At 60.3% G+C, this 12,130-nt stretch carries 11 protein-coding genes; 8 read left to right on the top strand and 3 right to left on the bottom strand.

Going from position 1 to position 12,130, the window contains the following annotated elements; translation table 11 throughout:
• Positions 1-175 precede the first annotated feature (175 nt).
• The 3 genes from HMPREF1022_RS03805 (at position 176) to HMPREF1022_RS03795 (ending at position 2,553) form a co-directional block, all read left to right on the top strand.
• Positions 176-721 (top strand): OmpH family outer membrane protein, encoded by a 546-nt coding sequence (locus tag HMPREF1022_RS03805; RefSeq protein ID WP_009301966.1) that lies wholly within the window; start codon positions 176-178, stop codon positions 719-721.
• A gap of 247 nt (positions 722-968) precedes the next feature.
• A complete protein-coding gene (gene fabZ / locus HMPREF1022_RS03800) occupies positions 969-1,436 on the top strand; it encodes a 3-hydroxyacyl-ACP dehydratase FabZ (RefSeq protein ID WP_008685896.1) in 468 nt (155 codons plus the stop codon).
• Position 1,437: 1 nt separating this feature from the next.
• Entirely contained in the window at positions 1,438-2,553 is a 1,116-nt protein-coding gene (locus HMPREF1022_RS03795) for a glycosyltransferase (protein ID WP_008685897.1), read from the top strand.
• Here HMPREF1022_RS03795 and wbaP read toward each other — a convergent pair.
• Positions 2,547-3,947, bottom strand: a complete 1,401-nt coding sequence (gene wbaP, locus HMPREF1022_RS03790; RefSeq protein WP_008685898.1) for an undecaprenyl-phosphate galactose phosphotransferase WbaP — start codon at positions 3,945-3,947, stop codon at positions 2,547-2,549. The two genes, HMPREF1022_RS03795 and wbaP, sit on opposite strands and share 7 nt — an antisense overlap.
• Before the next feature lie 321 nt (positions 3,948-4,268).
• On the opposite strand from wbaP, the gene HMPREF1022_RS03780 reads away from it, so the two are divergent.
• The 4 genes from HMPREF1022_RS03780 (at position 4,269) to HMPREF1022_RS03765 (ending at position 7,484) form a co-directional block, all read left to right on the top strand.
• On the top strand, positions 4,269-5,012 hold the full coding sequence (locus HMPREF1022_RS03780; RefSeq protein ID WP_008685900.1) for an ABC transporter substrate-binding protein: 744 nt from the start codon (positions 4,269-4,271) through the stop codon (positions 5,010-5,012).
• A 138-nt stretch (positions 5,013-5,150) separates the two neighbouring features.
• Complete coding sequence (locus tag HMPREF1022_RS03775) at positions 5,151-5,843, top strand: amino acid ABC transporter permease (protein ID WP_008685901.1); 693 nt, start codon at positions 5,151-5,153, stop codon at positions 5,841-5,843.
• A 3-nt stretch (positions 5,844-5,846) separates the two neighbouring features.
• Entirely contained in the window at positions 5,847-6,605 is a 759-nt protein-coding gene (locus HMPREF1022_RS03770; RefSeq protein ID WP_009301964.1) for an amino acid ABC transporter ATP-binding protein, read from the top strand.
• Between the two features lie 210 nt (positions 6,606-6,815).
• A complete protein-coding gene (locus HMPREF1022_RS03765; protein WP_008685903.1) occupies positions 6,816-7,484 on the top strand; it encodes an amino acid ABC transporter permease in 669 nt (222 codons plus the stop codon).
• A 147-nt stretch (positions 7,485-7,631) separates the two neighbouring features.
• Here HMPREF1022_RS03765 and HMPREF1022_RS03760 read toward each other — a convergent pair whose 3' ends face one another.
• Both HMPREF1022_RS03760 and HMPREF1022_RS03755 read right to left on the bottom strand, forming a co-directional pair.
• A complete protein-coding gene (locus HMPREF1022_RS03760; protein WP_008685904.1) occupies positions 7,632-7,976 on the bottom strand; it encodes a DVU0772 family protein in 345 nt (114 codons plus the stop codon).
• Between the two features lie 207 nt (positions 7,977-8,183).
• A complete protein-coding gene (locus tag HMPREF1022_RS03755) occupies positions 8,184-10,934 on the bottom strand; it encodes a hypothetical protein (RefSeq protein WP_009301963.1) in 2,751 nt (916 codons plus the stop codon).
• Positions 10,935-11,012: 78 nt separating this feature from the next.
• Here HMPREF1022_RS03755 and HMPREF1022_RS03750 point away from each other — a divergent pair, with 78 nt between their 5' ends.
• Entirely contained in the window at positions 11,013-11,378 is a 366-nt protein-coding gene (locus HMPREF1022_RS03750; protein WP_008685906.1) for a molybdenum cofactor biosynthesis protein MoaE, read from the top strand.
• The last annotated feature ends 752 nt before the right edge of the window (positions 11,379-12,130 follow it).

Below are 12,130 nucleotides of genomic sequence, written 5' to 3'. Positions count from 1 at the left end.
GCGCCGCGAGCATCGCAAAGCCGCGCGCAACAAGCGGACCGGGCTTTTTTTGCGCTCTCTCGTGTTTGCATCGGCCCGTCCGGAATATTTTTAGAGACGAGCTTCTTACGGCGCGTGGGCATACCTGTTCCGCAAGGGCGGCATAAAATTCAGCAATTGGGGAAGGAGAACTTTCATGCGTAATGTTGTGTTGATGACCCTTGCGGCTTGTCTGCTGCTGGCCGGAACGGCTTTCGCCGCTGATGAAAACGCCGTGCCCGCGGCTAAAATCGGCGTGGTGGACATGCAGACCGTAGCCACGCAGAGCGAGCCCGCCCAGGCCGCCAAAAAACAGATGGAATCCAAATACGGCAAAGAGCGCCAGAGCTTGGAAAAACAGGGCGAAGCGCTGAAGAAAAAGGCTGAAGACCTGAAGAATCCCAAAGCCAGTGAGGAAAAGAAGCTGGCCTTTATCCGCGCCAAGCAGGAACTGGATCAGAAGACCCGCAATTTCCTGCGCAAGGTGGAACAGGACGAGGTTAAGCTGCGCCAGGACATGGTTACCCTGGTGTTCAGCGCCACCTATGAAGTGGCCCGGGCCAAGGGCTTCAATTTCGTAGTGGACGTCACGGCCGGCGGCGTGCTCTATGCCGATCAGTCCATGGACCTGACCCAGGACGTGCTGGCCGAGGTGAACAAGCTGTATAAGGCCGGTGGTCCCAAAAAGGACGACAAGAAGTAAGCGCCGGACATTTTTCGTCGCAAAGCCTCTCGACCCTGACGGGGCGAGAGGCTTTTTTTCTACAGCATTTTACGTTTGAAATCTTACACATTTCAAACTCTACGCCGCCCGCGTGCTGCGGAAAAACGCGGTTTTTCCTTGCGCTTGGGCGCGGGTGTCCGCTCACGCGGCCACCAGAGGAATTCACTCATTTCAATCGTGAATTCCTCTACCTTTTCACAGGCGCCGGACGCGCCGGGGAGAACATATGCAGGATACGGTCACTCAGAGCCAGACTATGGATATTCAGCGCATTTTGAGCATTCTGCCCCACCGTTACCCTTTTCTCCTGGTGGACCGGGTGGTGGAATGCGTGCCGGGCTCGCATATCAAGGCTTATAAAAACGTCAGCGTCAACGAACCCTTTTTCCAGGGCCATTTTCCCGGCGTGCCGATCATGCCGGGCGTACTGATCTTGGAGGCCCTGGCCCAGACCGGCGGTCTGCTGGCCGCGGCGGGCATGGGCGACCTCGCGGACAAACTCTTTCTTTTCACCGGCCTGGACGGCGTGAAGTTCCGCCGTCAGGTGGTTCCCGGCGATCGCCTGGACCTGGAATGCTCCAATATGCGCATGAAGCTGAAGCTCTGCAAGATGGAAGCCCGCGCCTTTGTGGACGGCAAGCTGGCCGCCGAGGCCCGGATTACGGCCGCCATCGGCGACAGACCGGGAGCCTGAGATGCGCGTGGCCCTTGTCCACTACTGGCTTGTCGGCATGGCCGGCGGCGAGCGGGTGCTGGAAGCGCTCTGCCGCATGTACCCGCAAGCCGACATTTTCACCCATGTGCTGGACCGCAGGGCCCTTTCCCCGGACATTGCCGGGCACCATATTGAAACAACGTTCATCAACCGTCTGCCCGGCAGCCGGAAGCAGTACCAGCGTTACCTTCCGCTCATGCCTCTGGCACTGGAGCAGCTTGACCTCACGGGCTATGATCTGGTCATTTCCAGCGAGTCCGGCCCGGCCAAGGGCGTGATCACCCGCGCGGACAGCCTGCATGTCTGTTACTGCCACACGCCCATGCGTTACCTCTGGGATACCTGGCCCGACTACATGGCCTCGGCCGGGGCGCTCACCCGTCTGGGCATGCGCCTGCTGCTGCCGGGCCTGCGGCGCTGGGATCTGGCCAGCTCCTTTCGGGTGGACCATTTCGTGGCCAATTCGCGCACTGTGGCCCGGCGCATCCGTAAGCACTGGCGGCGTGAGGCGGCGGTAGTCTACCCGCCGGTGCATATCGCGGCCTTTACCGCGCGTGAGCGGCCGGGCGGGGAGTTTTATCTCTGCCTTGGCCGGTTGACGCATTACAAACGGGTTGATCTGGCGGTCAAGGCCTGTTCGCGGCTGAATCGGCCCTTAGTGGTTGTCGGGAAAGGAGAGGCGCTTAAAGCCCTACAGGCCGAAGCAGCGCCCTGCGTCCGATTTCTGGGCCGTCAGGATGACGTTGCGGTGGCGGACCTGCTGGCCCGCAGCAAAGCCCTGCTTTTCCCCGGCGAAGAGGACTTCGGCATCGTCCCCCTGGAAGCGGCGGCCTCGGGCACGCCCGTACTGGCCTATGGCCGGGGCGGCGCCACGGAAACGGTATGCGACGGCGTCACCGGACTCTTTTTCACGGAACAGAGTGTGGAGGCAGTGGAAGCCGCCATTCTGGAGTTCGAACGCCGGGAGCGGGATTTTGACCCCCAGCTACTGCGCCGTCACGCCGAGAGCTTCGGCGAGGAGCGCTTCAGACAGGAATTCGCGCGGCAGGTGGAACTGGCGTGGGCGGCGCAAAGCCGTCCGCCGGAAATTCAATAAGCGCCATAGCCGGAAAGCACCACCGGCACGGTTCTGCCCAGAATCCACAAATCCATCCAGACCGACCAGTTGTTGATGTAATAGTGGTCGTAGGCCACACGCTCCTCATAGCTGGTGTCGTTGCGGCCCGAAATCTGCCACAGTCCGGTGATGCCGGGCTTGACGCGGCAGTATTCGTCATAGACTTCGCCGTACTTCTCGATTTCCCCGCTCACAATGGGGCGCGGCCCCACAAGGCTCATGCCGCCCAGAACCACATTGATGAGCTGCGGCAGCTCGTCCAGGCTGGTCTTGCGCAGAAAAGCCCCCATGCGGGTGACCCGGGGGTCATGCTTGAGCTTGTGGTCGCGCTCCCATTCCTCACGCAAGGCGGGGTCGCGAGCCAGCCAGTCTTCAAGCACAGCGTCGGCATTGGCCGCCATTGTCCGGAATTTATAGATTTGCAGCGCCCGGCCGCCCTGGCCGATGCGCTGCTGCCGGTACAGGATCGAACCAGGGCTGTCCAGACGGATCAGCAGGCCCAGAATCAGGCCCAGCGGCAGAAGCACAGGCAGGATCAGCAGGCAGAAAAAGAGATCAATACAGCGCTTCATCCGCAAGCGGCGCTTATCATGCAGATTCTGGCGCAAGAGCAGGCCTACCACATTGCCCAGGTCGCGCGGCGTCAGCCAGTAACATTTGAAGTCTTCCCCGAAGGAGGGCACCAGCAGCACCTTGCTGAAATAGCGGTTGACTTCCGTGACGTAATCCAGCACCTGCCCCTGCCCGACCTTTTGCAGAATCAAGGCTATGGCGTTGGGCCAGCGCCGGGCGGCGGTGCCCAGCAGTTCCCGCACGCGCAGCGCATCATCGGGCAGGCCGAAAATTTTCACCGGCATCAGGCCCCGCTCCGGATGGCGTCTGAGGTAGTGCCAGAGATCGCGCCCCCGGTCGCTACGGTCCAGAATGATCAACGGCCTGCCCCACCAGCTTTTCCGGCAGAAGCGGCGGCGGCAGATGCCGCGCAGGGTGGGCAGGGTAAAAATGGTGGCGGCCCAACTGCCCAGAATGACCAAGCGCGAATACAGGTCCCCGGTTTTTGCCAGAAAAAGCGCGGCCAGGATCATGCAATACGTCAGGCTGATCATCAGGAAGAGGGCTTTCAGTTCGCGGTGCGGCGGCAGGCTGATGCTCTGGTACAGGCCCAGGCTTGCGCCGAGCAGCGGCCCCAGCAGCAAAAGCGGCAGCACCCAGCGGTAAAGGATGGAGTCAAGATTGTCAAAAGCCGCACGCAGCAAAAAAACCGCAATGGCCGTGCCCAGCAGGGCCAGGAGGTCGGACAGCACAAGCAGAACTTTCTGCGGCGACAGGCCGAAGCGGCGCAACAGGCGGATGGCGGGAGAAAACTGGGACATGACTGACTTGACCGTAGGCGGTAAGAGGCTGGCACAGATCACAGACGCCGTTCGCCACGCTTTGCCTGAAAACACGAGCAGGGCCGCGCCCTTCCAGACGTACTTTCAACATTATATTTTTGTTAGTATAGCCCGCCTCGGCATGGAGCACAAGACCTCCGCACCTCCGCCGCGCGGCGGACAACGTTCCGGCGAAAGCGACCTTGCGTCAGGCGCGCGCTTCTGTTACAAAAAATTCTTGTTTTGCCGGGGTCCGGCCGACGCATACGCGTTCAAGGCCGCAGTCTGTTGTTCTGTCTTCTTTCGAGGGGGAAAATGAGCATGAAAAAATTTTTTGTCTGCGCACTGCTGGCTTCGCTGCTGGCCGCCGTGCCCGCCTTTGCCAAAAAGAGCTACGTAAACGGCATTGACCCCAACTACCCGCCCTTTGCCTACATGGATGAAAAGACCGGCCAGGCCGCCGGTTTTGACGTGGATTCCCTGAACTGGATCGCCAAGACCATGGGCGTGGAAATCACCCATAAACCCATGGCCTGGGACGGCATTATTCCGGCCCTGCTGGCAAAACAGATCGACATGGTCGGCTCCGGCATGAGCATCACGCCGGAACGCTCCAAGATGGTGCAGTTCTCCGATCCCTACTGGACCGTTTCGCGCGTTTTTCTGGTGCCGGCCGATTCCAAGCTGACGCCTGAAGACATCCTGAGCCAGAAGATCAAGCTGGGCGTGCAGCGCGGCACTTCCGAAGCCAACGCCATCAAGCAGGAGCAGCAGGAAAAGGGGTATCCCTTTGAACTGCGCTTCTATGAATCCGCGCCTCTGGCCGTGGAAGACCTGCTCAACGGCCGCATCCAGGCCGCGCTCATGGACGAACTGCCCGCCGACGACGCCATCACCAAGGGCCGCGCCGTGAAAAAGGCCGGCACCCACGGCAAGCCCGACGGCTTCGGCGTGGCTCTGCGCAAGGACGACAAAGAGTTGCGCGCCCTGATCGACGAAGGCTACCGCAAGCTCATGGCCGATCCGTACTGGAAGGAACTGCAGAAAAAGTATCTGAACAAGTAAGCGGAGGCGGCCCGGCCGCCTTCGACATTCGTTCCCGCTTCCTGCCGTGACAACGCGACACGGCGCGGACCGCCGGGCTTTTCCGGCGGTCCGCGTTGCGCGGTGATTTGACTGCAAATTTTCTGCCCGGCGCTGCCCATGAATTCATTGACCGTCGTTTTCAACGCCCTGCCCGCCATCCTGGCCGGAAGTTTCGTGACCATCGGCAACGTGACCGCTTCCTTGGCCATGGGGCTGGTGCTGGGCGTGCCGCTGGCCGTGAGCCAGGTCTACGGCGGCCCGTGGCTGCGTCGGCTGGTGGCGCTGTACGTCTGGTTTTTCCGAGGCGTGCCCATTCTGGTGCTGCTTTTTCTCTGCTACGGCCTGTTCATCAGCCTGGGCCTGCCTGCCGATCCCTTTCTGATCTGCTGTCTGGTGCTCGGCTGTACCAGTACGGCTTATCAGTCCCAGATTTTCCGCGGGGCCATCGAAAGTCTGCCCCAAGGGCAGCTCAAGGCGGCGCGCGCCCTGGGCATGAATGATTTCACGGGCATCCGCTGCATTGTTCTGCCCCAGGCCCTGCGCCTGTCCATCCCCGGCTGGGCCAACGAATTTTCCATTCTGCTCAAGGACTCGGCCATCTGCTACGTCCTGGGCACTCAGGACATCATGGCCCGCACCTCCTTTGTGGCCGCGCGCACCCACGAGCATCTGGCGCTCTACGCCGCAGCGGGTCTGATCTATTTCGTGCTGACGCTGGTGGTGCTCAAGCTGCTGCGCCGCCTGGAAGACAACGTCCATGTGCCGGGCTATTCCACGGGAATGGGCATGGAAGGCATGGGAGCGGGATAAGCCATGTGCGCAGAACAGGAAGTGGTATTGCGGGTTGAGGGTATCTCCAAGCAATTGGGCGGCAGGCCTATTCTGGACAATTGCTCGCTGACGGTCCGCCGGGGCGAGCTCAAGGTGCTTATCGGTCCCTCGGGCGCGGGCAAGAGCACGCTTCTGCAGTGCATCGACTGCCTGATTCCGCCTGATTCCGGTGAAATCTGGCTGGAGGGCGAACGCCTGGAGATGCGCGACAAGCGCAAGCTCTGCGCCTTCCGCGCCCAGGTGGGGATGATCTTTCAGGATTTCAATCTCTTCGACCACCTCACGGCCGAGGAAAATGTGGCTATCGCCCTGCGCAAGGTGCGCGGCATGTCCCGCAGGGACGCCAAGGCCCGCGCCCTGGAAGAACTGGGCCGCGTGGGCCTGGCCCGGCGCGCCCTGCTCTACCCGGCCCAGCTTTCGGGCGGCCAGAAGCAGCGCGTTGCCATCGCACGGGCCCTGGCCATGGACCCTAAAGTCATTCTGCTGGACGAGCCCACCTCGGCCCTGGACCCGGAGCTGGTGGGCGAAGTGCTGGCCGTGATCCGGGATCTGGCGCGCGGCGGCATGACCATGATCATGGCTACCCACCAGATGGATTTCGCCCGGGCCCTGGCCACGGAAATCCTGTTCATGGAGCGCGGCAGAATCATTGAACAGGGCATTCCGGACGACCTGCTGGCCGAGGGTTCGGCCACGCGCACCCGTGATTTCTGCGCCCGCCTTCTGGAAATGGGGGCCTAGAGAGATATTACGCCGCCTGCGGCGGCGCGCAGGTCCTTACGGGTTTGCGAATTGTAAACATTCCGAGCATAGGTATGCTCTCAATTTTCGCAGGATCGTCAGCGTAAAAACGTGGTTTTTCGCTGACTCACGGCGGCTGCGCCGCCGCAAAACCCTACTGGTTTTGTGTGTCTGATTTGAAAAATCAGACACTAGCCACCGGGAACACGCATGTTGGATACGGTCTTTTTCAGCCATGAGCTGCTGCCCGCCCTGAACAGGGGGCTGCTGGTCTCCCTTGCCCTGATCATCCCCGCCGGTAGTTTGGGCTTTGTGGGCGGCGTGCTCATCGGCTGCATGCGCACGTTCGGCCCGCGCTGGCTGCGCCGCCTGGGCGACTGGTACACCGCCATCCTGCGCGGCGTGCCCCTGGCCGTGCAATTAATGATGATCTACTACGCCCTGCCCAAGCTGGGCATCTATTTCGCGCCCTACGGCGCGGCCCTGACTTCCTTCATCCTCTGCACGGCGGCCTATCAGTCGGAATACATACGCGGGGCCCTGCTTTCCATCCGCCAGGGACAGATCCGCGCGGCCCAGGCCCTGGGCTTCAGCACCTGGCAGACCGTGGCCTGGATCGTGGTGCCCCAGGCCGCCCGCCGGGCCCTGCCCGGCTGCGGCAACGAGATCATCTATCTGATCAAGTACAGCTCCCTGGCCTATCTGGTGACCTGCATGGAACTGATGGGCGAAGGCAAGGTGGTGGCCTCGGACACCTTCCGCTTCACCGAAGTCTTCATCACCGTGGGTGCCTACTATCTGATCATGGTCACCCTGGCCACCTGGCTGCTGCGCTGGCTGGAAAAACGCTTTCATGTGCCGGGCTTCGGCGCACGCTGACAAAACCGTTCATCACAACAGCCGGCCGCCGGACGGAATGCGTACTTTTGCGGTACGAACCCGACCGACGACCGGCTGTCTGTTGTCGCAATTCAGATGCAATGCCGCTGCGCGGCAACGTCTGGAGCATGTAGCGTTTGAAATGCTCTACTGTTCCAGCTCGCTTTTCAGCCAAGCCTTGATCTTGGGAGTGGGCTCGCTGATGCCGCGCCATGTGCCGTGGGCCTGACGGAAATCCGCCAGCAGGCTGTCCGGCAGAGGCACGCTGATGAGATCGTCGGCCCGCTCGGAATTACGCCGCACCAGCCGCACCACCGGCGGGTCCTGCCAACTGTCCACCACAAAATAATGGGAAACATCCTCTTTGGAGCGCACCGGCGGGTATTCGGCATGCCAGTCGTTGTTGCCCCATTCCAGATACATGGTAACCGCGTGTTCCGGGGTGAGATTCCAATCTATATTGCAGAGCGCGAAATCTTTCAGATCCGGCATAAGAGCCTCCTTGCAACGGAATTTAGAGCATTTAACATTTGAAATGCCTGTTTACGGCGAGCAATGCCCGCCTGCCCGCATTTCGCGGCGAGGATTTGCTGGCAAATCCTCGCAGAGCGGTTGACGCATCGGTATGCGTCAACCGCTCTTATTATCAATAATATTTATTAATAAATTTGGCAAGCCCGGACCCGGCAAGCAGGCGATTCAGTCTTTCATCCGCTCTTTGAGCTGCCGCTGCACTTCCCGATCGCTTTCGGCCCGCTGACTGCGGCGGGCATTTTCCGCCTCGGCCATACGCTGGCGGCGGATGCGTTCCAGGCGCATCTGCTGCGCCTTTTCCCGCTGATCGCGGGCCTGCTCCAGAAGTTTTTCCCGCTTGCGGTCAAAGACCAAGGTGGTGTGCAGGGCCCCGATGCCGATGGCGATGATGGTGATAATGACCGCCAGCACTTTCTGGATGGACCACTGATTTTCGCCCAGCAGATTCTTGAGCCAGCCCAGATAGAGACTGTCGCCCCAGAAGACCACGACGGGCACGCCGATGAAACAGAACAGCAGGCCCACAATCTCCACCCAGATAAAAGTCTTGCCCATGGTCAGGGTGAAAAGCGTGCCGTCGCGTACCATGCGCAGGAACTTGAGGCGCTTTTTCAGATTGCGCAGCAATTCGTTGAGCCGAGGCGTGGTGTCCTGCGCGCGCTTGAAGGTTTCGGCCTCGTTGAAGTTGCAGGCAAAGGCCCAGTTGATGATGCCCGCGCTTTCGTTGAAATCGCTGCTGAAGTCGCGCAGGACAGAGGGGAAGGGGAACCAGGAAGCCTCGTCGCGGATTTCCTGCAACACGTCCAGGTAATACTTGTAGCGGTTGCGCAGCTCCTCCACCTCGCGCTGGATGCTTTCTTCCAGCTCCTTTTCCAGCACCGGGCGCTGCTCCACCACCTGGAGAAACGCAATATAGTTATTAATGTTGCTCAGAGCTTCCAGCTTATGAATCTTGCTTCCGAGCTGCAACTGCACCGGATGGTCCGGCGGAAACCAGTCATTGAGCCGGGCCTCCAGAGCGTTGATTCTGGTCCGCTCATCTTCGGCGTTCTTCTTGGCCTCGGCCCAGAGATCATAGAGCGAGGAAAGGATCAGCAGGCGCCCGCGCTCCAGGCCGGGATCAATGAGCACGCGGTTGAAATAGGAAGGCTCCTCCCGGACCAGCTTGGTGATCTGCTCCAGCACCTGCTCGGCAAAGCCCATTTTGACCCGGCAGACAATGCCCCGGTACTGCACGTCGCGCCATTGGGGCATGACCCGCCAGACCTGGGCATACTGCTCGATGGCCGGGCCGTACTGGCCCTGCTCTTCCGAGAGCCGCCCCTGCAAAAATTCATTCCAGGCCTGAAGCGTGGGGGCCGGAGTCAGGCTGGCCGCTTCGCGGAAGCAGGCCGCCGCATGGCTGAAATCGTTCTTCTCAATGAGCAGAAAAGCCCGCACCATGCGCAGGCGCGGATCGCGCTGGTGGCGGGTAATGGTCTGGAGTACCTTTTTTTCGAGATCGGACAGTTCGTCGGACGCGGCGCGGGCCAACTGGTCCAGCAGATCCCAGGCCGGGCTGTCGTCGCGGGTGGGCTTTTCCTCGTCCTGGTCCGGCTCGCGCATGCGGTAGAGCCAGTGCCGGGGCACGTTGCGCAACTGGCCCGGACCATTGATGTCCAGCACGGCCTGCATCAGCAGGGCCGCGTCGTCCTTGCCCTCCAGCAGTTCCTCGTAGCCCTCCACGCTGTCCTGTCCCAGCACCATCTCAATGCGCCGGAAGGCCTCGTTGATGTTTTCCAGGTCCAGGCCCGCCAACTCGTCCCAGATTTCAGGCCTGCTCGGGAAATAGGTGCGCGTGGGGCACTCCGCCGCCGTATGGCTGGGAATGCCGCAATAAAAGCAGCCCCCGGCCCCGCTGCTGCCCACGGTAAGCCGCCCGGCCATGAGCAGGGGGATGGAACGGGCGCTGATGCTGTTTTCGTCCAGCAGCACGTTGCACCAGCTGTCCATGCTGGCCTGCTCGCCGGTAAAACGCAGATCGCGCACCGTGAAGCCGTCGCCCAGCAGATAGGCATTGCGGTAACTGATGTACGGGAAATCCGGCATCAGATTATCCCATTGCAGGCCGATTTTCTTGGGAAGGTCGATATTGAAATTGAGATTGTTGCGGTCGGCCACCACGCAGACGCAGGGCCAGTAAGTGCCGGGCTCGTTCTGCTCCTTGTCGAAACTGCGCAGGTAGTCGCGCAAAAAGGTGCGCAGCATCAGCAGGTTGTCCACGGACACCATGACGAAGGTTTCGTGCACGATGGACTTGATCTTGTGCTTTTGCAGCAGCGCCTCGACGCGCTTGAACATGGAGCTCCAGCCGCTCTGAAAGGCCTTGTCCAGGGGGCTGCCCAGAGGGTGCAGAATGGCGAACCAAGCCTGGGTGGAGGAGTACGGCATGCGCACGTCCACCACGGGCGTGGCCCAGTCCACGGAAGCCATGCCCTGGCGGCCCGGACGGCTTTCAAAGGAGATGCCGGGCAGGGCGCTGCGCCCTTCCCGGCTCTTGGGATGCACCCAGACTTCCAGGCTGTCCCTGACCAGCATTTCCTGGGCCCGCAATGCGCCGTCCAGGGAAAGGCCGGCGTCGCGCTTGCTGCTCAGCTGCAGGCGCCCGGGGAAAAGCTCAATGCTGACGGCCAGTTCATTGAAATTGCCCCAGACCATCAGCCGGGCCAGGGCCAGAAAAACGTCGTCGGTGAAGAAGAACCAGAGGGCCTGCTCGCGCTCCTCGCCCACCAGCATGCCGCCGTAGTTGAGCAGGGTCTGGTTCACCGCCGGCGTGAGATTGTTGTGCCAGCAGACCCAGAGCACATGGCCCATGGTGCTCATGTGCACGTCCTTGCCCTCGGGCAGGCGGGCCAGAAGCTGCGATAACTGCGCCATCAATAAAATCCTTTATGGCCGGGCGGCCTGCATATATACTTGCCGCAATCAGCCACTCTTTCAACCAAGGCGGTCTTCATGGATATTAACAAAACTCTTCAGGAACTCAAAGCCCGCCCCGGCTTCACCGAACACGTGGGCATGATGCTTGTGCACAACGGCGTGGTGCGCGGCTGGTCCCGCAAGGACCACGCGCCGGTCAGCGCCGTGCGCGTCAGCCATGACAACGCGAAAATGCGCGAAATCTGCCGCGAGATGGAACAGCGCCCCGGTATTTTCGCCATTGTGGCCCAGGCCGAGGAAGGCCTGCTCAAACCCGGCGACGACCTGCTCTTTCTGGTGGTGGCCGGGGATATCCGCGAGCACGTCAAAGCGACGTTCGCCGAACTGCTGGACCGGATCAAGGCCGAAGCCGTCATCAAACAGGAATACCACGAGGCCTGAGACCGGCGCGTCTTCCCCTCTACCCGTTTTATCGGCCGCTTGCGCCCGGCGATTAGCCGGGCCGCCCGGCTTTTTGCGTTGTTGTGCTTCTTTTTCGGCCCGGAACCGCCGCATCCCGTTACTTACGGTCTGAAAAGCACGATATTTCACATCTGAAATCATGAATTATGTCCGGTCGTGTGCGACTTCAGTCATCCACGCCCGGCGTGAGGATGAGATATCCTTTTCGGCGCGCCCTGAAAGACAACGGGGCGCGCTTCGCATTTTTGCATCCCCTGTTGGTTACGAAAAATAAGAAGCAGATTTCAAACCGGATTTAATTTCTTATTTTATAGGATAGTTATAATATGTTGATCTGAGCATCTAGCAAAATTTTTTACGATATTCCTTGATTTTCGTAAATTTTTACAAAATAGTCTCTCCTGCACTAAAGATTATCTTTTTTATCACGATATATAGTGATAATTACGTATAATTCCCGTAATGGCCTCCGAAGCCGGGAGACAGGCGCGAGAAAGAGAATCTGGAAACGGCCTTTGGGCGGGCGGGCCCGAAATGGAACACAGCGCGCTTTGGCCCTGTGATCAAGCCATGGTGAATAGACGTTCGCGTGAGGGAGTGTCATGGGGCAAACAAGCAGGCGTCCTCTTCTCTTGAGCCACCGCCGCACCGGAACTCCCGGCGCGGCTCTTCTTTCCGACAGTAGAGAGAGAGAGAGAGAGAGAGAGAGAGAGAGAGAGAGAGAGAAGAAC

The sequence above is a fragment of the Desulfovibrio sp. 6_1_46AFAA genome, assembly GCF_000224635.1.
GTDB classification, from domain to species: Bacteria; Desulfobacterota; Desulfovibrionia; order Desulfovibrionales; family Desulfovibrionaceae; genus Desulfovibrio; species Desulfovibrio fairfieldensis.
The sequence above is the reverse complement of the archived record's forward strand: the minus strand, read 5'-3'. Positions and strand labels throughout refer to the sequence as shown.